Here is a 24679-nt window from a genome sequence, read left to right on the forward strand (position 1 = left end):
AGAGGTGAAGCAATAGAATTAAAGAACGTTAAATATCCATATCCATCCTGCTACAATACCTAACACGCCTGCTAGTTTTGTCTTCACACCTTCATCGCTGCTATCGTCTCCTCCACTCAAAGCACAAATGACTAAAAAACCTAATACTGTTCCAATTGCAAAGCCTCTGGCTGAACCAATCAAGATAGGAATTAAGTCACCAAGCCACATTGACGCTTGAAAGAAAAAGTAAGATACAACGGTTACGAGAACGAAAATTAGTACGTTTTTCATCGTTAGAATTTTTTTGGTTTAAAATATGAAATGATACATCAAAGGGATGCTAAAAACTAAATAAGAAGAAGCATCAACTATAGCATTGGAATCGTTTAAGTTTTATTAACTTAACGTGACAATTTGTTTTTACCCCTTTTAACCGCGAAACTTTCGATAATGAGATATTCATGCGGTTTTAAAGCAAATATGGCATCTTTGTATTTGGGATCACGTATCTTCTTTTCGATATAGGCCACTGAATCAGGGCAGGAAAGCTTATAGACATTCTCAACATCGGCATTGTCACGGAATATCGGCGCAATCGTTTTGGGGCGCTGGGTGACGCCGATAATATTAATACCGTAGTGACGGCCTTGCAGAACCGCCTGGCTAAAACCGCGCTGATTGACCGGCAAGTTATGGCTCGGTGCGCTTAGGTTCATTTCTTCAACGACTAGAACCATCTGGCGCTTGCTTTTATTCTGGTGGTAGGGCTGCTGCGCGAAAAAGAGGTATTGGCAAAGCTCATGCAACGCTTGATAGTGATTTTGTGAGGCGGGCTGATAGGCAATCTTATAGGTCATGCCCCTACCAGCAATCATCAGCTTGCGAACATCATTAAGTGAGCGAGCAGCTTTAAAGCCTCTCTCTCGGTGATATTCTTTCATCGGATCATACACGATGACGCGGGATTCTTTGGCAATTCTGGCTTTGACGCCTGTGCTCTTGCCCTGCCCGCGCCCACCGTAATAACCTTCTATTTTTGCGTCTTTAGACATTGGCTTTGGTTATTTCTTCTTTTGCTAATGCATAAGTTTGGTGAAAAATTCGATTCCGCTTTTCGGTAGAGGTTTTGCTTATATAAGATTGCTCGACCATGCTGAGGCCCTGAACTGCCAATATTGCTACCGCTTTGGCAGATTCGTCAATTTGTTCATTGTTCAGTTTTGTCATTTTCTTCTACCTCCGCCGCCTGAGCCTTCCGTGCTTTGATCTCAAACATGACGGCACGGCTTTTCGGAATGGCGTAGGCTCCAATAGCAACGGCTCGCTGCACCCAAAGATTACTCGGCTCAATCAGGAACCGGAATAAAGGCGTTTCAAGGGCAATGTCGTAAAGTGCATCTGAAGCATTGCGAGCGGCTGGCTCTTCTGATTGCCTTATAGGCAGGCTTTCCAATTTCAAAAGCGCTGCTGGAACCGTATGTAGGGGAGAAAACACGCCATTATAGAACTCATCAGCGCTTAAAACGCCACTGCTTGCTAGGTCGGATTCCTCCCCTATAGGGTTTTCGTCCCCTATAGAGAAACCTTCATCCCCTAAAGGGGCTTCATTCGCTGTTTCGAGCGCATCAGAGATATTGATACTTTCAAGGTGCTCCAGCTCAATCGAAGAAGCTGTTTCCGGTGTTTCGTTTTGCAGGTTCTGGCTCTCCGGTTCCACCTCCTTCGGTGGTAACGGTGGCGGTGCTGGTATCGGTTGCGGGTTCATCATGGGGCGGCTCGCTTATTACTGGTTTTGGGGTTAAAAAGATCTCGCGGGTCTGGGCATAATTCCAGCGCGCATGGTATCCGCAAACGCAATAAAAATAGGCTGCACCCTTCCCGCCTCGGTTCTGCAAAACATCGTTTACTGCGTCACATTGCGGGCAGTTACATCGTCCAATTTTAGGATTGTCGGCTCTAGGCATTTGGGGTTTTCTCCTCCAGTTTCATCAGGCGGGCGTTCATGTCGCAAACGACATCGACAGCGGCATTAAGCGCTTTCTCGGCATTTTCGGTTTTTTGTAGAAATGGGGAGTGTTTCGTCGCCTGTACGGCATTCATGAACTTGATTAGTTTTGTCTCGCTGCAACTCATCATAGTATTTCCTCATGGTTTTGCGTATATGGGAAGGGTCTAATTCAGCCATGTAGCAAACCATTGGAAAATCAGCGTTATCGAACAAAAGCCACTGGAAGGCATCACGCTTTAAAGCGATGTTATCAGGCTTCAAACTTTCCGATCGCGCATCGCAAACGTGCTGATTTACCACAGCGCGCCATAAAAGTGTTTCGGAGTCAAAACTCCCGCGACACCGTTTCGCGTTTAGTCGTTTTCCCATAGGCTTTGCCTTTATTATTTTTTGGTGTGGGTGCTGGTTCTGTGCTAACCGGTGTGCTTTCAGGCAGCCACCCACATTGGCAATTTTACTAGATAAATCAGTGATGTATGTAAAATTCGTGTCTTTAAAGTGAAGTTTTCTGAAGGAACCTAACCGATGAAAGAAGCCACGGCCTCGCCTTCCCCAACACCTCGCTAAGCTAAACCCGCTCTACTCTTGTGAGAGAGGTGCCTTGTGGCACCGTAAATCCTATTGATCGTTGCGACCAGCAACGCCTTTCGCATAGCGCAGCGCCTTTGGCTGTATCGATGTAACTCGTTTTAAAAGGGGTAAGGGGATAAAAATGGTATTTTGGTATATAAATAGTTAAAATTCACTATCCCATTGAAAAGCCTCAAATTATTGGAGCTTGACTTGTAACATATATCTCCTATTGTTGAGAGATAGAAGTTACACATTAGGGGAAATTAAGATGCAAACTATGGCACCAGCCACCCAAGAAGCGCCGTTTAATGATTTTGTTCAAGTAGACAGCGGAAGCCTCGAAAAACTCACGCTAATGATTAAAAATAAATCTGCGTCCTATGGCGCTACTTTAACTGTTTTCAACATTCTAATGTCGCGCACTCGCAGTGTCGATGAAGTTGTGCCAATAAGCATTGCGGAGCTTGTTGGGGTTACAGGACTCACTCGAAAATCGGTCTCTTTGTCCATTAACTTACTCGAAAAAGAAGGCGTTATTAAACTTCAGCGTCATGGGCGCATGGTTTCGGGTTTTATATTATGGAAAATATAGAAGGGTAGCTAACCTCAGGAATCAATCTTTTAGAGGACGTTTTATATTAGATATTAAAGTGTGTGCGGTCTGCTGCTGCAGGATAGACGCCCAGTACATCGATCTTTTTGGTAAAGAAGCCAAGTTCTTCTAATGTGAGTTGAACAGGCACATCGTCGGGCTTTCCTTCAAACGTCACAAGGAATTGTGCGGTTGGTGATGCGCCACCTGCGACATAGCTCTCTAGCTTCAACATATTGACGTTGTTGGTCGCAAATCCGCCCAGGGCCTTATAGAGCGCTGCCGGTATGTTGCGAAGTTCGAATACGATGGAAGTCAGGATCATTGTTGAGCCTTCTTCCAGCTCTTCGTCTTCCAGCATATCGCGAGCCACTTTGATGAAGGTAGTCACGTTATCATTGCTATCTTGCATATTGGCTTCGATAATCTCCAAACCATAAAGCTCCGCTGCAAGTTCTGAGCATAAAGCGGCTTTACTGCTATCGCCCCACTCTTTCACTTGCTGTGCTGCCACTGCTGTATTGGATGAAGCATTGGCCGTAATAGTGTGCTTTTGCAGTGTTTTATGACATTGCATTAGTGCCTGAGGGTGCGAGTAAGCTTCTGTAATATCTTTAATTTTCACCTTTGTTGGCGCTGCCAAGACATGCTGAACGGGCAAAAAATGTTCACCCACAATGTGCAAGCCCATTTCAGGCAATAAATTGTGAATCTCTGACACACGGCCTGCATGTGAGTTTTCCATGGGGAGCATTCCGATACGCGCCTTGCCATCTCGTACGGCTTCGAATACCGCCTCAAAGGTTGAGCACGGTAGAGTTTCCATATAAGGTTCGCTTTTACGACACGCTAAATCAGCATTCGCACCTGCAACGCCCATAAAAGCGATGATATTGTCAGAGTTTTTTGTCATTTTATTGGCGTAGAGTATAAAAGGTGTTAATGCCAAGTAAATAAGGCGCTGCTTTAACGAGGAGAATGAATTGATGAAGACGAAAACTAAATACACACATGTGGGGCGCGATCCGTTTAATCATGGTCGTATGGTTAATCCTCCGCCTATGCGTGGTTCGACGATTTTATTTAAAGATTTTGCGGAATACCAACTTTCGCGCCAAGGTAAGCTTGGAACCGCAGTCTACGGGCGTTATGGCAATCAAGTCACTGAAAAATTCACGACTGATTTATGCGATCTCTTCGGCGCGGAAGGTGTCATCTTAACAGGATGCGGCAATTCCGCTTTTGCCACTGCCCTTCTAGCGCTATTGAGTGCCGGAGATCATCTATTAATGATTGATACCGTTTATGAACCCACTCGTCATTTTTGCGATAAAGAGCTAACTCGTTTAGGCATTGAGGTTACTTACTATGACCCAGCCCTAGGCTCCGATATTGAAGCGCTCTTTCAAGATAATACTAAAGTTGTTTATGCTGAAAGCCCGGGGTCACTAACCTTTGAAGTGCAGGATATTAGAGCGCTTTCGGCTGTGACTCACAAGCATGATGCTTACCTCGTATTAGATAATACTTGGGGGGCCCCCCTACTCTGCGAACCTTTTGAACTAGGCGTTGATCTTTGGATTGCGTCTGCCAGTAAATACCTGTCTGGGCATTCTGATTTGTTGATGGGAATTGCTTGTGCGAATGAGAAAACTTGGCCAGCACTTAAACGAGCTCATAAGAATATTGGGGCGAACGCAGGCAGTGAAGAAATTTTCCTTATGATGCGTGGAATGCGTACTCTGGGTGTGCGTTTGCCTGCACATGAGAAAGTGGCATTAGAGATTGCTCACTGGTTGAAAACTCAGCCGGAAGTGACGCAAATTCTGCATCCAGCGTTTGAAGAATGTCCGGGGCACGAATATTGGAAGCGCGATTTTAATGGCAGCAATGGCCTATTTGCTTTCCGCACCATTGCGATGAGTGATGCACAGATTGCAGCTTTTGTTGATAATCTGCATCATTTCGGCATGGGCTGGAGTTGGGGTGGCTATGAGAGCCTAATTCTACCGCTATGGCTGGATAATATCCGTACGGCTAGCAAAGTCGGTGACGGCCAGTTATTCCGCGTTCATATTGGCTTAGAAGACGCTGGTGATCTAAAAGCTGATCTTGATAACGGCTTTACGAAGATGCGAGCGATTTCCGCTTAAATCGCGTTATCGCCGCTAACACTGCAAAGAGCACCGTTCCTGTCAGTACGATGGACGGACCGGATGGCGTATCCCATGTAAGGGAGGCGAACAGCCCACCTATGACCATCACGAGCGCGATACAGGTGGCAAGAATGGCCATTTGCGCAGGATTTTTGGAAAAGAAACGTGCCGTTGCCGCTGGCAAAATCAAGAGTGAGGTTATCAGCAATAGGCCGACAAGCTTAATGCTGATGGCGACGGTGAGCGCAACAAGAAGCATCAATCCAATACGGTAATAGCGTGTGTTGATGCCTTGCACAGTGGCCAGCTCTTCATTCATGGTGACGAGTAAAAACTCTCTCCAACGGAACCACAGAATGAATAACACAAAGCTCGCGAGAATATAAATAGCGACTAAATCATCAGCAGTTACGGCAAGGATATCCCCGAATAAATAGGCCATCAGGTCAACTTGCAAGCTCGGCGTCATCGCCATGATGGTCACACCCAGTGCCAAGCCGCCATGCGCGAGGATACCAAGTAATGTATCAGATGAGAAACGGCTCTTTTCATGTGCAAAACCAAGGATAAGGCCAATGCTGAGGGCAATCGGTAAAATCGCGAAGATAAGCGGAATTTGCCATAGGAGCCCCATCACGACCCCGAGCAACGCGGAGTGAGCAATCGCATCGCCGAAATAGGCCATCTTACGCCAAACGACAAAACAGCCTAGTGGTGCGGTCGCAATCGCTAGCATTATACCCGCTAATAAAGCGTGAATGAAGAAGTCGAACATTACGGCGTCGAACATGTGTGTCCTTCTTCTGCGTGCTTAATGGTGCCATCCATACCATGTTGATGGTCGTGACGGTGAACGTAAAAGGCGATTTGTCGTGCGACATCTTCGCCGAATAGTTTGACGAATGCCGGGTCTTTACTCACCCCTTGTGGTGTACCGGAGCAGCAAATATGCCCATTTAGGCACAACACTCGATCGGTGTCTGCCATCACGAGGTGCAGATCATGGCTGACCATCACCACGGCGCATTCACGCTCGCGGCTAACATTGCGAATCATGCGATAAAGTTCGGCCTGTCCGCCGAAATCAACGCCTTGCACGGGTTCGTCTAATACGAGTAATTCAGGCTTGCTCAGTAAAGCTTGCGCTAATAATACGCGTTGCAACTCTCCGCCTGAAAGTTGGCGCATTTGGTGATCCAGAAGCTTTCCAATCTTTGTTAATTCGACAACTTGCGCGGGATTCACCGGAGATTTTGTCGATATCTTTAAGAAATATCGTACCGTCATCGGAAAGTTAGGTTCGAAATGCACCTGTTGCGGCACGTAGCCGATACGCAATCCACGGCGACGGCGAATACGACCACTATCGGCTTTAATCAACCCTAACAAACAACGAAGCAGCGTTGTCTTCCCGCAACCATTGGGGCCAATCAACGTCACAATCTCATTACGAGCAATCGAGAAATCCACCTCTTGCAGCACTTTGCGCCCTTGCAAACGCTTGCTAAGCGCCTGCGCCTCAATTAGGATGTCAGCCTTCGGTTTAGCCTGTAATAATGAGGGAATAGGATCCATGATGCGTTATGTAGCATTATTTATGTTATGCGTTCAGCTTTTTTTTAGCGGTAGCGCTTTTTCAAACGAAGCAGAAAAGAAAATTGTCGCCACGATAAAGCCGGTGCATTCGCTAGCTACTATGGCCGCAGAAGCGCTTAAGCTCTCTCCCCCTCAATTGCTTTTAGAAGGGGCCGCTGATCCACACCATTTCTCGCTAAAGCCTTCACAAGCGAAGATGCTCGAAAAAGCGGATCTTGTTTTATTTGCAAGTGAGCAGATTGAAACTTTTTTGCAAAAACAGGTAGAAAAGACTCCTCTTAAATATTTCCCTCCCATTGCGTTTGAAAACGAAAACGCGACGAAATATTCGCATGCCTGGCTGGATATGAAGTTAACGTTGAAAATGCTGAAATCTATCTTCTTCATGTATCGTAGCGGCAAAGTTGCGGGCGTTGAATATCTGCAGACAGCAGGTTCCCAAAAGCTGTTTAAGATACCGCAGCCTATTATGGATAAATTTATTGAACGCTCGACCGCTTATTTAAAAGTATTTGAGCCTTATAAAGGGCACACCGTGTGGTTTGATTCACTGGTGGGAGTACCTTTTGTTGAGCAATTCGGCGTTAAAGGCGGTGTTTTTAAAAATTTGCTAAAAGATTCTACGGAAAAAACCTGCCTCGTCGTGACACATGGTCATAACAGTAAAATGGAACGTACGGCCAAAGCACTCGGCCATAAAATTATTCATGTCGATCTACTAGGCGTGGACATTCCTGCGGGAAGTGAGCACTACTTTACGCTAATGGATAAGCTGGTTGCAGGCATATCCGCTTGTTTAGCTTGACCCACACTCGCAATTACTCAAAAATCGCGCCAACTAATAGGAGAACTCCCATGCAAAGCCAAGATAGCTTCAAAACAGCACAAACTCTCGAATCTAATGGTAAGACTTATCATTACTATAACATCAAAACAGCTGAGGCTGCTTTAGGTGCGGATATTGCGCGACTCCCTTACTCGCTCAAAATATTGCTTGAGAACTTGCTGCGTTATGAAGATGGGCGTTCGGTCTCGAAAGAAGATATTGAAGCCTTTGCAACGTGGGTGAAGAACCAAAAGAACCCGCGCGAAATCGCTTACCGCCCTGCCCGCGTTTTGATGCAAGATTTTACCGGTGTTCCAGCCGTAGTTGATTTGGCCGCGATGCGAGATGCGATTGTGGGGATGGGTGAAGATGCGCAAAAGATTAATCCACTCTCTCCGGTGGATCTCGTAATTGATCACTCTGTAATGGTAGATAATTACGGAACAGATAGCGCATTTGATGAAAATGTTGAGCTGGAAATGACACGTAACAAAGAGCGCTACGAGTTCCTACGTTGGGGACAAAAAGCATTCGATAACTTCCGCGTAGTGCCTCCTGGAACGGGCATCTGCCACCAAGTAAACCTAGAGTATCTTGGCCAGTGTGTGTGGACGAAAGAAGTCGATGGCAAGGAATATGCTTACCCAGACACACTCGTTGGTACCGATAGCCACACGACCATGATTAACGGCCTAGGTGTTTTGGGCTGGGGTGTGGGCGGTATTGAAGCAGAAGCAGCTATGCTTGGGCAGCCGATCTCGATGGTAATTCCTGAAGTCGTTGGTTTTAAACTGACAGGCAAACTTCCTGAAGGCATGACGGCGACTGATCTCGTGCTAAAAATTGTAAAAATGCTGCGCGATAAAGGCGTAGTGGGTAAGTTCGTTGAATTTTACGGCGAAGGTCTCAAGCACCTGTCTCTCGCAGACCGTGCGACCATCGCTAACATGGCGCCAGAATATGGTGCCACATGTGGTATCTTCCCGATTGATGAAGAAACTCTCAATTACCTCCGTCTAACAGGCCGCGACGAAGACCGCGTTGCTTTAGTCGAAGCCTATGCCAAAGCGCAAGGCATGTGGCGAGATGATAGTGCTAATCCGGTCTTTACCGATGTTATGGCGCTGAATCTTTCAACCATTGAGCCTGCTATCTCGGGCCCTAAACGTCCACAAGATATGATCTTGCTTGCAGATGCCGCTCCACAGTTTGTGAACAAAGATTGGGCAGACCTTAACACAGGTGACACAGGACAAGATTCTCGCGTTGCAGTGAAAGGCAAAGATTTCGATCTCGGCCATGGCGATGTCGTGATTGCTGCCATTACTTCTTGCACAAATACGTCGAACCCATCCGTTATGTTAGCCGCCGGTTTGGTTGCGCAAAAAGCGCGGGCGCTTGGTATGCAGGTGAAGCCTTGGGTGAAAACCTCTCTCGCACCGGGGTCACAGGTTGTGACTGAATATCTGAATCGTGCCGGACTTTCCGATGAATTAGATGGCCTCGGGTTTAACCTTGTCGGTTATGGTTGCACAACTTGTATCGGCAATTCAGGCCCCTTGATGGAGCCGGTTGAAGATGCGATTAAAGATAATAAGTTGGTAGTAACTTCGGTTCTTTCTGGGAATCGTAACTTTGAAGGTCGTGTGCATCAGAATGTGCGCGGCAACTATCTTGCCTCCCCTCCTCTCGTGGTCGCTTATGCACTTGCAGGCTCGATGAATATCGACATCACAACGGAACCTCTTGGACAAGACCGAGATGGCAATGATGTGTTCCTAAAAGACGTATGGCCAACAAGCCAAGAAGTGTCTGACACGGTTGCACGTTGCGTAACACGTGAGATGTTCGAAGAAAAATATAGCGATGTATTTACGGGTCCAGAAGCGTGGCAGAATGTTGCTGTCGGCGAAGGTCAAACCTATGATTGGCAAGGTGCGAGTACGTATGTACGTCTTCCGTCATTCTTTGATGGTATGGATGCTCCGGCTAATAGCGATGATATTAAGGGCGCAAAGCTTCTTGCTCTGCTGGGTGATTCTATCACAACGGATCACATTTCGCCTGCGGGCGGGATTGCACCCGGTAGCCCAGCTGCAGAATATTTAGAGGCGAATGGCGTTGATAAGAAAAATTGGAATTCTTACGGTTCGCGACGTGGCAATCATGAAGTAATGATGCGCGGGACTTTCGCGAATGTTCGTATTCGCAACCAACTTGCCCCAGGTACCGAAGGTGGCTGGACAACTTACTTGCCAACGGGCGATCAAATGTCAATTTACGATGCGGCGATGAAATATGCGGAAACAGAGACTCCTCTCGTCGTTATGGGCGGTAAGGAATATGGCACAGGCTCATCACGTGATTGGGCGGCTAAAGGCACGACCCTGCTTGGCGTAAAGGCAGTGATTACAGAGAGCTTTGAGCGAATTCACCGCTCTAACTTGATTGGTATGGGCGTCCTACCTCTCAGCTTCAAGGATGGTATGAGCCATGCGTCGCTGGGTATTGATGGTTCTGAAGTGTTTGATGTTAAAGGCCTAGATACGCTGAAGCCCGGGTGCGATGTGGCGCTTTCGATTACCAAAAATGGTGAAACGCAGGAAGTACAATTGCTCTGCCGTATCGATACGCTGGATGAGCTGGATTACTACAGAAGTGGCGGAATTCTACGCTACGTGCTGAAAAACCTGGCGGCTTAACGGTTTTCTAGCCTGCGGTCACAAAACTGACACATTGCCATGCTATTCTCATTCTATGGGAAAATACTTTGATGGTGAAGGTAAATTAAATCCTCTGCAAATGTTGCAAGATTTAGGTGAAGAGCTATCCAAAATAGCAACCGAAGAAGTCGTCAAAGACGCAGTGCGTTCTGTTGCTAAGGGCGCTGCGATTAGCGTCGCTGGCGCGGGCACAGTAGCCGCTGTAAGTGCGGGCGGTACAACAGCAGCAGCAGCAGTAGGTGGCGGAGCACTTGGCGTCGCCGCACTCAATGAAGTTATAAAAGAGAATGAAGAACACTCCGTCGAAGTTACCACGCGAGAAGAAGCACAAGGCGGTGTTCCTTATGAAGAAGTTCTCCAAAAATATGTGAGCGCAGAAAATGAAAGCACTCAAATTGCACAACAGACTATAGAGGACAATGTCCCAGAAGAACCTTTTGCAGCTTTTCAAAAAGCGATGGCGGATGCTGGAATGGAAACAGTCAGTGAAACGAATACGGATACTTCATGTTTGCCACAAAAAGCGTCTCGCGAGCTCGAACGAAGCTTCAGCTTGAACTAGATTTTAGCGGATTCATCATTTCCATTGTTTTCTTAAACCACTCCGTTTGCTGATCCTGAATAGAGTCCCATTTTCCAAAAGACGAAAAATTCTTCAGAAGTTCCTCTTGGTTCGTCGTAAAACTTTGCATTGAACCGGTTAGGTAATTTGAAAATGATTGATGCATATCCGTATTATAATAACGGATAAGCGATCGTAGCATTTCAACGGGCAGCATCTCGGCTCCCCCAGCCTCTTGCTCTAAGATAATCTGAACCAACACCTGACGAGTCAAATCGGCTTCGGTCTTGGCATCTTTCACAATAAACTTTACATCTTTTTTGACGAGTTCCGCCAAATCCTCCAGCGTTACATAGCTGCTCGTCTCCATATTATACAACCGGCGGTTTGCATATTTCTTAATATAAACGGGCTCGGTAGTATCTTTTGCTTTTTTCTCATTCATGACTTGAATTCTCAGTTGTTATCAGAGTATAAGGTTACTCTTTGTTAATATTTAGAATGCTATGGAACCTGAAGATTTTGCACGTCAGTTTTTCGATATATGGCAAGACTCCTTCAGCAATGCGATGGAAGAGTCTAGCCTAAACTCGAAATTACTTCATTTGATGGAACAATCCAATGATTTATGGCATAGCAGTACAAAAAAAACGGAAACGCATGCGGTAAGTAATGGGACACCCTATCAACAATCTAGCAAGCCTGATGAACATAGCGAACGCTCAGTTCAAGAACTGGCCAGCCGTCTTGAGAAGTGCGAACAGCGAATTCACGTCCTCGAAACCATTATCCGTGGCGAATTTGGGAAGGCTCCAGACACTCGAAAGAGCTATCCAGAAGGAGAGCGAAACGCGCGAATCAAGGTTTCTAAGGGGACTGGATAGATACCGCGATTCTAAGTTCATTGGCCCCCAGTTAAGCCCTACTACCAGCGTTATTGAAGGCAAACATTGTAACTTACGTTTTTATAATTCGGGCAATCGCAAAGATGCGGAACGCCGCCCTTTGGTGCTATGCATCCCTTCTTTGGTCAATAAATACTATATTCTCGACCTCACCCCTCAAACCAGTCTGGTTCAGCATTTAAACCGTGATGCATTAGATGTGTGCATTGTTGAGTGGCATACGCCCGAAGAACAAGATTTTGATATGGGCGTCGATGGGTATGTGCTGAGCCTGCTCGAAACACTTCAGGAGCATTGGGGAATTATTAATCGACCTCTTGTTACCGTTGGCTATTGTCTCGGCGGCGTGATTGCCACGGCATTCACCTGCCTATTCCCGCGTGTACTGGGTTTGGCTCTTTTAGCGACACCTTGGGATTTCAGCCATTATTCCTTTGCTAAAATGGAAAATGAGCAACGCCTAGCGCTGCGCCAGAAAATTGATAAACGCCCCCTCTTTGCATCTGAAAATGTGCAATCCCTATGTTATTTAGCCAATGCGGGACGTGTGATTAAGCAATTTAGTAAATTCTCCGAGTCGAGCAGTATCCGTGATGAGATGCATTTCGTCGCCATGCAGCATTGGGCCAATGATGGTGTTGATGTGACACGTGCGGTCGCGGAACAATGCCTATTAGATTGGCCAAAAGATAATCCACTTCCTAAGGGAATATGGGAAGTGGGCGGACAAGTGATTCGCCCCAAGGAACTCAATATCCCTATTTTTGCTGCTGTTCCCACCCGCGATAACATCGTGCCTTATGAATGCGCTATTCCATTGGTAGATGGCATGCAGGATGTTACGCTCATCAAACCATCTTCGGGCCATGTCGGCATGGTAGCCGGGCTTGAACAAGGGGAAAGTATGCTGCTGCCAATGAAGCGCTGGATGACGCAGTTCTAAACAATTTCCACAGCGGTACTGGACAGTGCATCTTCCCTACCCTAAAACAATTCCACACTGTCAATGAATCTGGAGTCCTCTATGTCTGATATCGTTATTGTTGCTGCTAAACGTACCGCTATCGAGCGTTTCTTGGGCGGGTTTTCATCCCTCGCGGCACATGAACTCGGCGCGGCTGTTATCAGCAATCTATTAGAAGAAACTGGCATACCTGCTGAAGCGGTGTCCGAAGTGATTTTAGGGCAAGTTTTGACAGCGGGTCACGGTATGAACCCCGCTCGTCAGGCCTCTTTGGGTGCAAACTTGCCGATTGGAACTCCCGCATGGACTATTAATCAAGTGTGTGGCTCAGGCTTACGTACAGTTGCTCTAGCCTCTCAAGCGATTGCCAATGGCGATAGTGATATTGTGATCGCCGGTGGTCAGGAAAGCATGAGTAACTCTCCACACGTGGCTCACTTGCGCGATGGCGTAAAGATGGGCAATGGTAAGCTGATCGATACCATGGTTTATGATGGCCTAACGGACATCTTCAACGGCTATCACATGGGGATCACCGCTGAGAATGTGGCGAAAGAATATGAGCTAAGCCGTGTAGATCAAGATGCCACAGCCCTCGCCTCTCAAGATAAATACCAAGCGGCGCTTGCGAGTGGAAAATTCACTGACGAAATCGTGCCCGTCACGATCAAGCATCGCAAAGGTGATGTAACGGTGGATACAGATGAGCACCCACGTGCTACCACGATGGAAATACTGGGTGGTTTGCGCCCCGCTTTCGATAAAGAAGGCACGGTAACAGCGGGTAATGCATCGGGCATTAATGACGGCGCTGCCGCTGTTATGATGATGTCTCGTGAAACAGCACAGAAACATGGGCTGACTCCGCTCGCAACGATTAAATCATGGGCGCAGGCCGGTGTGGATCCGAAAGTCATGGGTACAGGTCCTATCCCTGCCACGAAAAAAGCGCTCGAGAAAGCCGGTTGGACGCATAATGATTTAGATCTGATCGAATCGAACGAAGCGTTTGCCGCACAAGCGTTGGCAGTCAATAAAGGCATGGACTGGGATACGGACAAGGTAAATGTGAATGGCGGATCCATTGCATTAGGTCACCCAATTGGTGCCTCAGGTTGCCGTATATTAGTTACTTTATTACACGAAATGAAACGTCGTGACGCGAAAAAAGGCCTTGCTACTTTATGTATTGGTGGCGGCATGGGCATCGCGCTTTGCGTTGAACGATAGGAGAAGAAAATGACAAAACGATTAGCAATAGTAACAGGGGGCATTCGCGGTATTGGCGAGGCTATCTCCCTTAGACTTCAGGCCGATGGCTTTGAAGTCGTCGCAAGTTATGCCACCCGTGATGATGAGGCGAAAGCCTTTACCGATCGTACTGGCATTAAAACCTATAAATTCGATGTGGCAGATTATACGGCATGCGAGAGCACGCTTCGCCAGATTGAAAGTAAGCTGGGAAAGCCTGTTGAAGTACTCGTCAATAATGCTGGTATCACGCGTGATTCTGCCATGCATAAAATGACACCTGAATATTGGAACCAAGTGATTACCACCAACCTGACTTCATGCTTTAATATGTCACATGCGGTGATTGAAGGTATGCGTGCGCGTGGATATGGTCGTATCGTCAGCATTAGTTCCGTTAATGGACAACTTGGTCAATTCGGCCAAACCAACTACTCTGCCGCTAAAGCAGGAGTTATCGGATTCACTAAAGCATTAGCACGTGAGACCGCCGCCAAAGGTATTACCGTTAACGCGGTCGCACCTGGCTATATCGCGACGGAAATGGTGAAAGCGGTGCCTGAAAAAGTTCTGGAAAAGATCGTCTCTGCTATTCCTGTGGGACGCTTAGGCGAGCCAGATGAAATTGCACGTTGCGTATCATTCCTAGCAGATGAGAAATCTGGATTCATTACCGGTGAAACGCTGTCCATCAATGGCGGACAATATATGGGATAAGGTGGATAACCTTTAAGCTGGCACGACTCCGGCAGCTTTTGGGTTTTCCTTCACATTGAAAAGAGGCGAGAGTTTTTTGCCTTTTTTGGGCTGCCAAAGCTTCACCTTCTCTTCGAGCTCTTTCACCTGCGCTTCCGCTATTCTTTCGAGATAACTACTTTCATCGAAATGCACGGTTTGCGGGTCTACTTTGCGCGCTAAGCGTAGCCAAAAATACGCTTCTGCCGTATCGGCTTCTATACCAATGCCCGATTCATAACATTCAGCAAGCTTGGTTTGCGCCACGACATCGCCATATTCGGCGGCTTGTAAATACCAATGGAAGGCTTGCTTCTCGTCTTTGTCAGTCGCAATACCTTCAGCATAGGCATTGGCTAAATGCATCTGGGCGACAGAGTTGCCTTGCTCCGCAGCTTTCTCGAACCACTCTAAGGCAAGCCCATGGTTCGGTATGCAGCCCTTACCTTCACATAATAAGAGCGCCAAATTTAGTTGCGCGGAGGCATAGCCTTTGTCAGCTGATCGTTCGCATAGCTCAAAGGCCTTCTCATAGCTCTTATCTGCATGATGCCCTATTTGGTGCATTAAGCTGAGATTGAAAATTGCCTTCGCATTTCCTTGAGCCGCAGACGTTTCATATAGAATGAATGCCTTTTCGTAGTCTTGTTTTACGCCGACGCCGTTCGCATACATATTGCCTAAGCATTTTTGTGCTTCCGCATCGCCATTGGCCGCGGCCTGCCCATACCAAAAGGAGGCGCGTTCGTAATTTTGTTCTTTACCTTCGGTACCGAGAACATAGAGATCGCCAATTTTACGCTGAGCGATCGCAAGACCGTCTTCTGCAAGAATTCTTAATTCAGCTACACTCTCTGGTAATTCCATCTAAATAGAATGCCATGAAAATCTTAGAATCGCAAGAATTTCACCTGCTTAACCGTGGGTAAAGCCGCAATCTTAACAATAACGTCATCTTTCACCGCCTCATCAACCTCTACGAGTGCTACTGCATCACCACTGTCTTTGCCGCGACCTAAATGGAAGTTAGCCACATTGATGCCCGCTTCGCCCAATACTTTACCGAGATTACCGATCAAACCTGGCTTATCTTCGTTATTCACATAGATAATATTTTGTCCCAAATTCGCTTCAAGTTTGACGCCCGCGACTTCAACGATACGCGGATATCCGGCAAAGAGCGTTCCGGCGACAGCGCGTTCACGCTTCTCTGTTTGGATAGTCACACGAATCAGGCTTTGGTAGTTACCACTTTGCTCTTTGGTGGTTTCAATCACTTCGATGCCACGCTCTTGCGCGACGTTACGCGCATTGACCGCATTTACACTGCTCACCATGGGAGCCAACACGCCCTTCAAGCAAACGGCAGTGAGAGGCTTGGTGTTTAGCTTGCCAATTTCTCCGATATATTCGATCGTAATGCTCTTCAAGCCATTCTCAGTAATCTGCCCACCAAAGCTTCCCAGTTGCTCCGCAAGATTAAGGTAGGGATTGAGTTGTTTGGCTTCTTCCGCTGTGAGTGACGGCGTGTTGAGTGCATTGGTTACCGTACCAGTTAACAAATAATCTGCCATTTGCTCGGCTACTTGAATCGCGACATTTTCTTGCGCTTCCGAGGTTGAGGCTCCGAGATGCGGCGTGCAAATCACTTGTTCCATACCGAACAGAATATTCTCTTTTGCCGGCTCGCTCTCATAAACATCAAGTGCCGCACCTGCTACATGACCCGACTCAATCGCCTCCTTAAGAGCGGCTTCATCAATCAAGCCCCCCCGCGCGCAATTAACAATACGCACGCCTTTTTTGACCTTGGAAAGATTCTCTTGGCCGAGGATATTACGCGTTGAATCATTAAGCGGTGTATGTAGCGTAATGAAGTCAGCTTCTGCCAGTAGCTCATCAAGCTCTACTTTACGGATGTTCAGTTCATCCGCTTTTTCACTCGAGAGGAACGGATCTGCAGCGATCACCTTCATCTTCAGGCCTTGCGCGCGATTCGCCACAATAGAACCGATATTACCACAACCGATAAGACCGAGTGTTTTCGTGTAAAGCTCGGTGCCCATAAATTTGCTCTTTTCCCATTTACCGGCATGGGTTGAAGCATTGGCTGCAGGGATCATACGCGCCAGCGCCATCATCAGCGAGATTGCATGTTCTGCTGTCGTCACAGAGTTACCGAAAGGTGTGTTCATCACCACACAACCATTTGCAGTCGCTGCAGGTTGATCGATATTATCAACCCCGATACCGGCACGCCCGACGACTTTAAGGTTTTTCGCTGCTGCAAATACAGCCGGTGTTACGGTCGTTGCCGAACGAATCGCCAAACCATCATAATCACCAATAATGGCAATCAGTTCTTCTTCAGACATTCCGGTTTTAACATCAACCTCTACGCCAGATTTTTTAAAGACTTCCGTCGCAGTAGGACTCATTTTATCGGAGATTAGAACTTTAGGCATTTTGACTATTTCCTTTTATGCAGCTTGTGCTGATGTTTGTTTTAATTCGGCGTATGCCCAATCCAACCAAGGGAAGAGCGCTTGTAAATCAGAGGTTTCGATGGTGGCACCACCCCATAGGCGTAAGCCTGCAGGAGCATCGCGGTAGCCAGCGATATCGTAAGCAACGCCCTGCTCGTCTAGCAGTTTGCACATGGCTTTGATGGCTTTCAACTGTGCGTCACCATCCAGCGAGGTGAACCAGCTATCGGTAATCTTTAAGCAGATAGAGGTATTAGAGCGAATCGTTTTATCTTCGACTAAGAATGCAGCCCAATCGCTTTGTTCTACCCATACTTCGACTGCGCTAAGATTCGCTTCAGAGCGTTTTATCATGCCTTGCAATCCCCCTACAGATTCTGCCCAATTATGCGCATCAACGACGTCTTCCACACAAAGCATGGATGGTGTGTTGATGGTCGCCCCTTCAAAGATGCCATCAATCAGCTTGCCGCCTTTGGTCAGACGGAAGATTTTAGGCATCGGCCATGCGGGTGTGTAAGATTCCAGGCGTTCAACGGCACGTGGGCTGAGCACGATCATGCCATGCGCTGCTTCACCACCGAGTACTTTTTGCCAGCTCCAAGTCGTGACATCAAGCTTATCCCACGGCATGTCCATCGCATAGACCGCTGAGGTCGCATCGCAAATACTTAGGCCTTCGCGGTCAGAGGCAATCCAATCACCATTCGGACATTTCACGCCTGAGGTGGTGCCGTTCCATGTGAAGATCACGTCGCGGGCCCAATCAACGGCCGCTAGATTTGCAATCTCGCCGTAATCGGCTTCAAACTTGCGGTTATCTTCGAGTTTCAGTTGCTTGAGCACATCACTCACCCAGCCTGAGCCGAAGCTTTCCCATGCGAGCATATCAACACCGCGTGCACCTAACATGCTCCACATTGCCATTTCAAAGGCACCCGTGTCAGAGGCCGGCACGATACCGATTTTATAATCCGCCGGAATGCCGAGCGTTTCACGCGCCATTTCGATAGCTTGCTTCAAGCGAGCTTTACCAATGCCAGAACGGTGTGAACGGCCTAATACTGCATTGTTTAATGCGTCTAATGACCAGCCGGGGCGTTTCGCACAGGGGCCTGATGAAAAATTAGGATTTGCGGGTTTTTGTGAAGGAGTTTGCATGAGGATTGATTAAACAGTCCCCAAGGCTCGTGCAACCGTTTATTCGGCCTTCTTCTTCATAAATTGTGGATAAAGATAAAGTACAAAAATAATTAGTAATTCTATCACACAGAACCAAAATAATCCCAATGCCGCCGAATCAGTGAATCCGTAAGAATGCAATCCCGTCCCTAACAAGTTCACACCAAACCAGCTAAGGGCTACAATAATGTTCGTGCAGGCGAGTAACGCCGCAAAGCCACGCCGCCCCATAAAACTGAGCATTCGCCCATGTAGCAGCCATATAAGCCAGAGTACAATCCAAAGTGCACCATTTTCTTTCGGATCCCAGCCCCAGAAGCGCCCCCAAGATTGATCTGCCCAGATACCGCCAAGAATGGTTCCGACAGCGGTGAATAAAAGCGCAACCACGGTGAGGAATGGCAGAGGTTTGGAAAGGTTTGGCCGAATAAGTGCAATATGCGCCAGCGTTCCCACCACAAGCGACGCGCCATAGCCAATCGTAATGCAGATCACATGCGTCGCCAGCCAGATATTCGTATTGAGTACAGCAATGAGCACGCCCATCGTATCGCTCTGCCCAGCATAAACGTCACTCACCGCTAATAAGACTCCCCCCAGAAGCGCGCCGATCATAAGGCCTTCTTTATATAATTTACGCCGATAGAGCCAAAAGCCAAACACCGCCGAAATCAATGCAACGAATAAAACAGACTCATATAGCGTGCTAACAGGTGGCCGCCCAAGCAAAGCAATACGTATTAAAAGAACCAGACTATGGAGACTCAGAGTTACCGCAAAAGCAGGGACGATAAAATGTTCGAATCTGCCCCATAATGTGAGCAAAAAGAGAAACCCATAAAGTAGCGTAATTTTAGGAATCAGTGCGGCGCTATTGTAAAAGGTCTCTAGCTGCAATTTCCATTTTGTGTGCGGCGTATTTTTTGTTTCGATGAGGTCAAGCTGCTTGCTCCATAGATTGGCATTATCTGCTCGATAAGCGGTCACAAGAGTCTGCCAGTGCTGCATCAATGCGCCGGCTTTTGGGGTCCCTTTCCCGCCTTCTATAAGCTGCCAAGGCGTGATCCATTCGCCGTCAACCGCTGTCGGGAGCACTTTTAATAACGCATTCCCCTGCCCCGTCAAACGTACCGATGCTAGGGCAAAAGAACGTAGAGCGACAGCGGCTTCTTGCGCGCTATATTTGGTAATATCTTCGCCTTTGCGCTTTACGATCGCTTTCAGTTTCTTAGCGAGTGCGACTTGTTCATTACGCTGCTCATAATATGCCCCCGTATCTCCCTCTAGCGGTAAGAATGCCGAGAAAGTTCGCGTGATTTGTGCGAACGCATCCACTTGACTATACAGCTGCCACAGAGCCTTTTCGTTTGCGGTATATTTATTGGCGTCTTTGGTCGCCAACTGTTTCAAAATGGGGCGTTGCCTATCAAGCGCTGGAGCAACCTCTTTATAAGAGTAACGCTCTTTAGCCTCAGGTAATTCTAATATTTGACGTAGTGACTCTAGTGGCAAGATAAACCGTTCATTATCAATTGCTTTTTCTGGAGTGAACAAAGCGGCCGCCAATTGTTCTACTGCATTATCGTTTTCGAAATAGAGGCGCGCGAAGCTATCAACCGGTTTGATACGCCCTTCATGTAGTACCGGTAACTGAGCAAAAGCCTCAATATCGAATTCATCTGCATGGACGAAAAATGGCAACAGCATAAGCAGTAGTAAAAGGCGGATCATGAGAGCACCTTCTTACTGCGAATCCACACTTGCAACATCAGCCCCAATGCCATGATGATGCTGGCAATATAAGGGAATAAAAAACCCGTATTTTTGACCACTGCGAGTACACTCGCCTGCTGCCCATTCACCTCGAGAAAAGAGGATTGATAGAGCGTATGTCCATGCGTGCGTAACGGTTCATTCATACGAATTGCTTGATGCCATTCGAGGCCGGATTCTTCAATGATCGTCACTTGAGATTCATATTCAGAGGGGGTGTCAGAACCAGGGTAACTAAACTTCTTGAATTTGTTTAACTTCACTGCAAAGGGCAGTAAGCGATTCGCCTTGGTGAATAACAGTTTATAATTTTTGCCATCGTCGCTGAATTCAATCGGACGTGGAATGGCTTCGTAAAGTATATGCACGCTTTCAATAACCGATACTTCAAAGGTGATGCCGCTTAAGTTGGCTTCATCGTCCTTTTTCAGCTCTACAGACGCAAGTGAAAGGCGACCATTATCATCGACCATAGGCTTACAATTACGGCACTTATCCAAGAGGTTTAGCGAAAAGGCACCTTGGTTTAATGAGGTTGCCTCTCCTACCCTCAAGGCCTCGAAGGCGATGCGCTGAATGACCTTATCATCCTCATATAAAACCAGTTCGCGCTGATGATAGTCGGAGACGACTCGCCCTACTTCATCTTGCATCAAGGTGAGGTAACCCTCTTGCGCGGTGAAAGCGGTGACTAGCCCGCCGATAAGAAGCGTCAACACGCCAATATGTGCGAGAATTATCCCCGCTTGCGCGCGTACCCATCGGGTTTTGAGGGCGAGCTTTAAGACCAACCCAAGTGTCAATATTCCCAAAGCGGTGTAAACGCCCGGCACCGGTATTGGGCCAGCCCAAACCCACCAGGCTGAGAAGAAAAGCCGCTCGGCCTCATAAAGTCCGATATAGCGTTGCGAAATTGTCCCGACAACCAGCAGCACCATAAGCCAAGGCATAACCCAAAAAATCAGCGCAGGGCTGGTACAGAAAGCTAAAATGCGGGACGCAGAATTTGGCATAAACCAGCTATTACAAAGAAAATGCGGCAATTACCATCAAGATTCTGCCTTTTAGGGGTTTTCCCCTCTTGCAACTGGCACGGTGGAAGCCTAAAACCGATGCATGAGTAGTTTTCAAGATATTATCCTTAAGCTCCATCGTTTTTGGGCTGATCAAGGCTGTGTGATCCTGCAACCGTATGATGTTGAGATGGGTGCTGGAACCTTCCATCCCGCTACCACGTTACGTGCGCTGGGCCCCGACCACTGGAAGGCTGCCTATGTGCAGCCCTCTCGCCGTCCATCTGATGGCCGCTATGGCGAGAACCCCAACCGCCTGCAGCATTACTATCAATATCAAGTGGTGCTGAAGCCTTCGCCGGATAATATTCAACAGCTTTATCTGGATAGTTTGAAAGAGCTTGGCATTGATCCGCTCCTGCATGATATCCGTTTTGTTGAGGATGATTGGGAAAGCCCAACGCTTGGCGCATGGGGCCTGGGCTGGGAAGTCTGGTGTGATGGAATGGAAGTCACCCAATTCACCTATTTCCAACAAGTCGGTGGATTTGAATGTAAGCCAGTAACGGGCGAACTGACTTACGGGTTAGAACGTCTCGCCATGTATATTCAAGGCGTTGAGAATGTGTATGATCTCGACTTTAACGGTCAAGGCGTCACGTATGGCGATGTATTCCTTGCGAATGAACAGCAATTCTCGGCCTACAATCTAGACGTCGCAGATACGACCCTGCTTTTCCGTCAATTCGATGATGCGGAGAAGCAATGTAAGGAGCTGCTAGAACATAAATTGCCGCTGCCGGCTTATGACCAATGCATCAAAGCCAGCCACGCCTTTAACCTGCTCGATGCGCGCGGCGTTATCTCTGTCACGGAACGTGCAGCGTATATTGGCCGTGTGCGTACTCTCGCCAAAGGCTGTTGCGAAAAATATCTAGAATCAATTACTCCAAGTGAGATTGCCGCATGACCCTCACTATGTTCAAAGCAAAGATCCATCGCGCGACGGTGACCAATGCAGACTTGCATTATGAAGGCTCGATCACGGTCGACCCTGATTTGCTCGAAGCTTCAGGTATCTTGCCTTATGAGCAGGTCGATGTGCTCGATATCAATAATGGCAATCGCTTTACGACTTACGCGATCGAATCTGAGAAGCGTGGCGAAGGCGAAATTCAAGTCAATGGCGCAGCGGCGCATTTGGTAGAGATTGGCGACTTGCTTATCATCATCGCTTACGCACAAATGAGCGAAGCAGATGCCGCAAAACATAACCCCACTGTCGTGCTAGTGGATAAAAAGAACAAACCGGTAAAATAAAGATTATGGCTAACTTACTCCTTGAATTATTTTCTGAAGAACTGCCGGCCGGTATGCAGCCGAAAGCGGAAAGCTGGTTGCGTGAAAATTTACTAAAAGCCCTCAAAGCCGCAAAGCTTGAATATGGCGACGTTGCGACCTTCCGTACTCCTCGCCGTTTGGCGTTGATTGTCAATGATCTGCCGGAGCGTCAACCGGATGTGGCCGAAGAACGCAAAGGCCCAGCCACTTCCGCCCCCGATCAAGCGCTCGAGGGTTTCTTGCGTAGCACGGGGCTCTCCAAAGATAAGTTGGAGATGCGTGAAATTAAAGGCAAAGAGTATTTCTTCGCCGTGATTAACGAAGAAGGCAAAGCAACTGCCGATGCCTTAAAAAGCATTATCGAGAAGCTCCTTAGCGACTTGCCTTGGGCAAAGTCGATGCGCTGGGGCGATTACTCGCTGAACTGGGCGCGCCCACTGCAAAATATCTGTTGTATTTTAGGGAACGAAATTGTGCCTATTGAGTTTGCACATTTGAAAGCCAATAACCTCACTTACGGTCACCGTTTCCATGCGCCAGCTGAGATCATGCTAACTGCATCCGCCGATTATGAGGCGAGTTTAGAGAAAGCCTATGTGATTGCTGATGGCGTCAAACGTGAAGCGGTTATCAAAGACGCGATTGAGAAACAAGCCACTGCTTCTGCTCTGTCCGTCGTGGATGATTCAGCTCTCTTGCTTGAAGTGACCGGCCTTGTTGAATGGCCTGTGGTGCTTGAAGGTTCGATCGATGATTGTTTTATGGATTTGCCGCCCGAAGTGATGCGCTCAGAAATGCGCAATCATCAAAAATATTTTACCCTGTTAGAAAAAGATGGAACCGCCGCTTCCAAATTTCTTATCACAAGTAACATCGAAGCTTCTGATGGTGGAAAGGCCGTCATTGCAGGTAACGAACGTGTGTTGCGTGCTCGCCTAGCCGATGGTCAATTCTTCTATCGGAAAGACCAGAAACAGCCGCTAGCGCAGTGGAATGAGAAACTCAAATCAGTCGTCTTCCACGCAAAGCTCGGCACGGTTGCGGATAAGGTGGAGCGTATTGGTAAAACGGCTACTGCTCTGTGTGAATTTATTCCATCAGCGGATAAAGCTAAGGTAGCTCGTGCGGCTAAACTTTGTAAATCCGACCTCGCTACCGGAATGGTGGGTGAATTTGCGGATCTACAAGGCACAATGGGGCGTTATTACGCCCTTGCTCAGAATGAAGACCCGCAAGTTGCCGATGCGATTAGCGAGCATTACCTGCCGCAAGGCCCTAAATCGCCTGTGCCAACTCAGCCGACCAGCATTGCCGTAGCGCTCGCGGATAAGCTGGACACCTTAACGGGATTATTCGGTGCGGATGAAATTCCAACAGGTTCGAAAGATCCATTCGCGCTACGTCGTGCAGCTTTAGGCGTTATCCGTATCATTCTGGAGAATAAATTGCGCCTTCCGCTTAGCCAATTTACGGGCAATGATAAAACGCTACATGCTTTCTTCTTTGAGCGCCTGCGCGGTGTGTTGAAAGATAAAGGCCTACGTCACGATGTGATTGAGGCGGTTATCACCAATACTCAAGATGATGACTTCTTACGTTTGACGCGTAAAATCGAAGCGTTGCAGGATTTCATGCAAGGTCAGGATGCGAGTGCCCTGCTAACCGCCTATGGCCGTGCAGCAAATATCCTCGCTAAGAGTGATTCAAGCACGCAAGGCAATGTCATCGCTGACCTCCTCGAGCAAATCGAAGAGAAAACATTGTTTGAAGCTATGAACTCAACGGCCACTGCCGTCGAAGCGCATTTAACGGCCGAAGCTTATGGAGAGGCTCTGACCTCATTCGCCGAGCTGCGCCAGCCCGTTGATGCCTTCTTCGATAAAGTGACGGTAAATGCCGATAATGCCGATTTACGACAGAACCGTTTAACCCTTCTTTCTGCATTGGTTGATAATATGCAGAATATTGCTGACTTCAGCCAAATCCAACAAGCCGCCTAAATAAAGGAATT

General features: G+C 47.6%; 26 protein-coding genes. 12 read left to right on the forward strand and 14 right to left on the reverse strand.

Going from position 1 to position 24679, the window contains the following annotated elements; genetic code table 11:
* Positions 1 to 18 precede the first annotated feature (18 nt).
* The 5 genes from P8P30_02330 to P8P30_02350 form a co-directional block, all read right to left on the reverse strand.
* A complete protein-coding gene (locus tag P8P30_02330; protein ID MDG1286382.1) occupies positions 19 to 273 on the reverse strand; it encodes a hypothetical protein in 255 nt (84 codons plus the stop codon).
* A gap of 110 nt (positions 274 to 383) precedes the next feature.
* Positions 384 to 1034 carry a hypothetical protein gene (locus P8P30_02335; GenBank protein ID MDG1286383.1) on the reverse strand — a complete coding sequence of 217 codons (651 nt, stop codon included), beginning with the start codon at positions 1032 to 1034 and terminating at the stop codon, positions 384 to 386.
* A complete protein-coding gene (locus P8P30_02340; protein ID MDG1286384.1) occupies positions 1027 to 1209 on the reverse strand; it encodes a hypothetical protein in 183 nt (60 codons plus the stop codon). The genes P8P30_02335 and P8P30_02340 overlap by 8 nt, the downstream gene beginning before the upstream one ends.
* The gene (locus tag P8P30_02345; GenBank protein MDG1286385.1) at positions 1190 to 1750 is read right to left on the reverse strand and encodes a hypothetical protein; all 561 of its coding nucleotides are present in this window, start codon (positions 1748 to 1750) and stop codon (positions 1190 to 1192) included. Before P8P30_02345 ends, P8P30_02340 begins: the two co-directional genes overlap by 20 nt.
* A gap of 188 nt (positions 1751 to 1938) precedes the next feature.
* The gene (locus P8P30_02350) at positions 1939 to 2118 is read right to left on the reverse strand and encodes a hypothetical protein (protein ID MDG1286386.1); all 180 of its coding nucleotides are present in this window, start codon (positions 2116 to 2118) and stop codon (positions 1939 to 1941) included.
* A gap of 713 nt (positions 2119 to 2831) precedes the next feature.
* Here P8P30_02350 and P8P30_02355 point away from each other — a divergent pair.
* Positions 2832 to 3155: a hypothetical protein gene (locus P8P30_02355; GenBank protein ID MDG1286387.1), complete on the forward strand. Its 324-nt coding sequence runs from the start codon at positions 2832 to 2834 to the stop codon at positions 3153 to 3155.
* Between the two features lie 46 nt (positions 3156 to 3201).
* On the opposite strand, the gene P8P30_02360 is transcribed toward P8P30_02355, so the two are convergent.
* Positions 3202 to 4068 (reverse strand): prephenate dehydratase domain-containing protein, encoded by an 867-nt coding sequence (locus P8P30_02360; GenBank protein ID MDG1286388.1) that lies wholly within the window; start codon positions 4066 to 4068, stop codon positions 3202 to 3204.
* Positions 4069 to 4141: 73 nt separating this feature from the next.
* Here P8P30_02360 and metC point away from each other — a divergent pair, with 73 nt between their 5' ends.
* The gene (gene metC, locus P8P30_02365) at positions 4142 to 5308 is read left to right on the forward strand and encodes a cystathionine beta-lyase (GenBank protein ID MDG1286389.1); all 1167 of its coding nucleotides are present in this window, start codon (positions 4142 to 4144) and stop codon (positions 5306 to 5308) included.
* Here the strand turns inward: metC and P8P30_02370 are convergent.
* Both P8P30_02370 and P8P30_02375 read right to left on the reverse strand, forming a co-directional pair.
* Entirely contained in the window at positions 5280 to 6101 is an 822-nt protein-coding gene (locus P8P30_02370) for an iron chelate uptake ABC transporter family permease subunit (protein MDG1286390.1), read from the reverse strand. The two genes, metC and P8P30_02370, sit on opposite strands and share 29 nt — an antisense overlap.
* Positions 6086 to 6886, reverse strand: coding sequence for a metal ABC transporter ATP-binding protein (locus tag P8P30_02375; GenBank protein ID MDG1286391.1), 801 nt, complete (start codon positions 6884 to 6886; stop codon positions 6086 to 6088). Before P8P30_02375 ends, P8P30_02370 begins: the two co-directional genes overlap by 16 nt.
* On the opposite strand from P8P30_02375, the gene P8P30_02380 reads away from it, so the two are divergent.
* The 3 genes from P8P30_02380 to P8P30_02390 are packed head-to-tail and all read left to right on the forward strand — an operon-like array spanning position 6885 to position 11018.
* Entirely contained in the window at positions 6885 to 7712 is an 828-nt protein-coding gene (locus tag P8P30_02380; GenBank protein MDG1286392.1) for a zinc ABC transporter substrate-binding protein, read from the forward strand. The two genes, P8P30_02375 and P8P30_02380, sit on opposite strands and share 2 nt — an antisense overlap.
* A 50-nt stretch (positions 7713 to 7762) precedes the next feature.
* Positions 7763 to 10435: an aconitate hydratase AcnA gene (gene acnA / locus P8P30_02385; protein ID MDG1286393.1), complete on the forward strand. Its 2673-nt coding sequence runs from the start codon at positions 7763 to 7765 to the stop codon at positions 10433 to 10435.
* A 55-nt stretch (positions 10436 to 10490) separates the two neighbouring features.
* On the forward strand, positions 10491 to 11018 hold the full coding sequence (locus tag P8P30_02390; GenBank protein ID MDG1286394.1) for a hypothetical protein: 528 nt from the start codon (positions 10491 to 10493) through the stop codon (positions 11016 to 11018).
* On the opposite strand, the gene phaR is transcribed toward P8P30_02390, so the two are convergent.
* A complete protein-coding gene (phaR, locus tag P8P30_02395; GenBank protein ID MDG1286395.1) occupies positions 11005 to 11463 on the reverse strand; it encodes a polyhydroxyalkanoate synthesis repressor PhaR in 459 nt (152 codons plus the stop codon). The two genes, P8P30_02390 and phaR, sit on opposite strands and share 14 nt — an antisense overlap.
* A 61-nt stretch (positions 11464 to 11524) precedes the next feature.
* On the opposite strand from phaR, the gene P8P30_02400 reads away from it, so the two are divergent.
* The 4 genes from P8P30_02400 to phbB all read left to right on the forward strand — a co-directional run bounded on the left by P8P30_02400 (position 11525) and on the right by phbB (position 14855).
* Entirely contained in the window at positions 11525 to 11902 is a 378-nt protein-coding gene (locus P8P30_02400; GenBank protein MDG1286396.1) for a hypothetical protein, read from the forward strand.
* The gene (locus P8P30_02405; protein MDG1286397.1) at positions 11811 to 12866 is read left to right on the forward strand and encodes a hypothetical protein; all 1056 of its coding nucleotides are present in this window, start codon (positions 11811 to 11813) and stop codon (positions 12864 to 12866) included. Before P8P30_02400 ends, P8P30_02405 begins: the two co-directional genes overlap by 92 nt.
* 81 nt (positions 12867 to 12947) lie before the next feature.
* Positions 12948 to 14117, forward strand: coding sequence for an acetyl-CoA C-acetyltransferase (locus tag P8P30_02410; GenBank protein ID MDG1286398.1), 1170 nt, complete (start codon positions 12948 to 12950; stop codon positions 14115 to 14117).
* Between the two features lie 9 nt (positions 14118 to 14126).
* The gene (gene phbB / locus P8P30_02415; protein MDG1286399.1) at positions 14127 to 14855 is read left to right on the forward strand and encodes an acetoacetyl-CoA reductase; all 729 of its coding nucleotides are present in this window, start codon (positions 14127 to 14129) and stop codon (positions 14853 to 14855) included.
* 12 nt (positions 14856 to 14867) lie between these two features.
* Here phbB and P8P30_02420 read toward each other — a convergent pair whose 3' ends face one another.
* Genes P8P30_02420 through P8P30_02440 form a run of 5 tightly spaced genes read right to left on the reverse strand, consistent with a single transcriptional unit; the run spans position 14868 to position 21327 of the window.
* The gene (locus P8P30_02420; GenBank protein MDG1286400.1) at positions 14868 to 15740 is read right to left on the reverse strand and encodes a tetratricopeptide repeat protein; all 873 of its coding nucleotides are present in this window, start codon (positions 15738 to 15740) and stop codon (positions 14868 to 14870) included.
* Between the two features lie 23 nt (positions 15741 to 15763).
* Complete coding sequence (gene serA / locus P8P30_02425) at positions 15764 to 17338, reverse strand: phosphoglycerate dehydrogenase (protein ID MDG1286401.1); 1575 nt, start codon at positions 17336 to 17338, stop codon at positions 15764 to 15766.
* A 15-nt stretch (positions 17339 to 17353) separates the two neighbouring features.
* Positions 17354 to 18520, reverse strand: a complete 1167-nt coding sequence (locus tag P8P30_02430) for a phosphoserine transaminase (protein MDG1286402.1) — start codon at positions 18518 to 18520, stop codon at positions 17354 to 17356.
* Positions 18521 to 18559: 39 nt separating this feature from the next.
* On the reverse strand, positions 18560 to 20272 hold the full coding sequence (ccsA, locus tag P8P30_02435; protein ID MDG1286403.1) for a cytochrome c biogenesis protein CcsA: 1713 nt from the start codon (positions 20270 to 20272) through the stop codon (positions 18560 to 18562).
* Positions 20269 to 21327, reverse strand: a complete 1059-nt coding sequence (locus P8P30_02440; protein MDG1286404.1) for a cytochrome c biogenesis protein ResB — start codon at positions 21325 to 21327, stop codon at positions 20269 to 20271. Before P8P30_02440 ends, ccsA begins: the two co-directional genes overlap by 4 nt.
* Before the next feature lie 103 nt (positions 21328 to 21430).
* On the opposite strand from P8P30_02440, the gene P8P30_02445 reads away from it, so the two are divergent.
* From P8P30_02445 to glyS, 3 genes are read left to right on the forward strand one after another with little or no spacing between them, the layout of a single operon-like run.
* Positions 21431 to 22297: a glycine--tRNA ligase subunit alpha gene (locus P8P30_02445; protein ID MDG1286405.1), complete on the forward strand. Its 867-nt coding sequence runs from the start codon at positions 21431 to 21433 to the stop codon at positions 22295 to 22297.
* Positions 22294 to 22647 carry an aspartate 1-decarboxylase gene (locus P8P30_02450; protein ID MDG1286406.1) on the forward strand — a complete coding sequence of 118 codons (354 nt, stop codon included), beginning with the start codon at positions 22294 to 22296 and terminating at the stop codon, positions 22645 to 22647. The genes P8P30_02445 and P8P30_02450 overlap by 4 nt, the downstream gene beginning before the upstream one ends.
* 5 nt (positions 22648 to 22652) lie before the next feature.
* Positions 22653 to 24668 carry a glycine--tRNA ligase subunit beta gene (gene glyS / locus P8P30_02455; GenBank protein ID MDG1286407.1) on the forward strand — a complete coding sequence of 672 codons (2016 nt, stop codon included), beginning with the start codon at positions 22653 to 22655 and terminating at the stop codon, positions 24666 to 24668.
* Positions 24669 to 24679: the final 11 nt, after the last annotated feature.

It is taken from the genome of Rickettsiales bacterium, from assembly GCA_029252805.1.
GTDB lineage: Bacteria > Pseudomonadota > Alphaproteobacteria > Rickettsiales > JALZUV01 > JALZUV01.

What these genes read in the sequence shown, in the direction of transcription:
- P8P30_02330 (MDG1286382.1), bottom strand. Translation starts at nt 273, where the DNA reads ATGAAAAACGTACTAATTTTCGTTCTCGTAACCGTTGTATCTTACTTT.
- P8P30_02335 (MDG1286383.1), bottom strand. Translation starts at nt 1,034, where the DNA reads ATGTCTAAAGACGCAAAAATAGAAGGTTATTACGGTGGGCGCGGGCAG.
- P8P30_02340 (MDG1286384.1), bottom strand. Translation starts at nt 1,209, where the DNA reads ATGACAAAACTGAACAATGAACAAATTGACGAATCTGCCAAAGCGGTA.
- P8P30_02345 (MDG1286385.1), bottom strand. Translation starts at nt 1,750, where the DNA reads ATGATGAACCCGCAACCGATACCAGCACCGCCACCGTTACCACCGAAG.
- P8P30_02350 (MDG1286386.1), bottom strand. Translation starts at nt 2,118, where the DNA reads ATGATGAGTTGCAGCGAGACAAAACTAATCAAGTTCATGAATGCCGTA.
- P8P30_02355 (MDG1286387.1), top strand. Translation starts at nt 2,832, where the DNA reads ATGCAAACTATGGCACCAGCCACCCAAGAAGCGCCGTTTAATGATTTT.
- P8P30_02360 (MDG1286388.1), bottom strand. Translation starts at nt 4,068, where the DNA reads ATGACAAAAAACTCTGACAATATCATCGCTTTTATGGGCGTTGCAGGT.
- metC (MDG1286389.1), top strand. Translation starts at nt 4,142, where the DNA reads ATGAAGACGAAAACTAAATACACACATGTGGGGCGCGATCCGTTTAAT.
- P8P30_02370 (MDG1286390.1), bottom strand. Translation starts at nt 6,101, where the DNA reads ATGTTCGACGCCGTAATGTTCGACTTCTTCATTCACGCTTTATTAGCG.
- P8P30_02380 (MDG1286392.1), top strand. Translation starts at nt 6,885, where the DNA reads ATGATGCGTTATGTAGCATTATTTATGTTATGCGTTCAGCTTTTTTTT.
- P8P30_02375 (MDG1286391.1), bottom strand. Translation starts at nt 6,886, where the DNA reads ATGGATCCTATTCCCTCATTATTACAGGCTAAACCGAAGGCTGACATC.
- acnA (MDG1286393.1), top strand. Translation starts at nt 7,763, where the DNA reads ATGCAAAGCCAAGATAGCTTCAAAACAGCACAAACTCTCGAATCTAAT.
- P8P30_02390 (MDG1286394.1), top strand. Translation starts at nt 10,491, where the DNA reads ATGGGAAAATACTTTGATGGTGAAGGTAAATTAAATCCTCTGCAAATG.
- phaR (MDG1286395.1), bottom strand. Translation starts at nt 11,463, where the DNA reads ATGAATGAGAAAAAAGCAAAAGATACTACCGAGCCCGTTTATATTAAG.
- P8P30_02400 (MDG1286396.1), top strand. Translation starts at nt 11,525, where the DNA reads ATGGAACCTGAAGATTTTGCACGTCAGTTTTTCGATATATGGCAAGAC.
- P8P30_02410 (MDG1286398.1), top strand. Translation starts at nt 12,948, where the DNA reads ATGTCTGATATCGTTATTGTTGCTGCTAAACGTACCGCTATCGAGCGT.
- phbB (MDG1286399.1), top strand. Translation starts at nt 14,127, where the DNA reads ATGACAAAACGATTAGCAATAGTAACAGGGGGCATTCGCGGTATTGGC.
- P8P30_02420 (MDG1286400.1), bottom strand. Translation starts at nt 15,740, where the DNA reads ATGGAATTACCAGAGAGTGTAGCTGAATTAAGAATTCTTGCAGAAGAC.
- serA (MDG1286401.1), bottom strand. Translation starts at nt 17,338, where the DNA reads ATGCCTAAAGTTCTAATCTCCGATAAAATGAGTCCTACTGCGACGGAA.
- P8P30_02430 (MDG1286402.1), bottom strand. Translation starts at nt 18,520, where the DNA reads ATGCAAACTCCTTCACAAAAACCCGCAAATCCTAATTTTTCATCAGGC.
- ccsA (MDG1286403.1), bottom strand. Translation starts at nt 20,272, where the DNA reads ATGATCCGCCTTTTACTACTGCTTATGCTGTTGCCATTTTTCGTCCAT.
- P8P30_02440 (MDG1286404.1), bottom strand. Translation starts at nt 21,327, where the DNA reads ATGCCAAATTCTGCGTCCCGCATTTTAGCTTTCTGTACCAGCCCTGCG.
- P8P30_02445 (MDG1286405.1), top strand. Translation starts at nt 21,431, where the DNA reads ATGAGTAGTTTTCAAGATATTATCCTTAAGCTCCATCGTTTTTGGGCT.
- P8P30_02450 (MDG1286406.1), top strand. Translation starts at nt 22,294, where the DNA reads ATGACCCTCACTATGTTCAAAGCAAAGATCCATCGCGCGACGGTGACC.
- glyS (MDG1286407.1), top strand. Translation starts at nt 22,653, where the DNA reads ATGGCTAACTTACTCCTTGAATTATTTTCTGAAGAACTGCCGGCCGGT.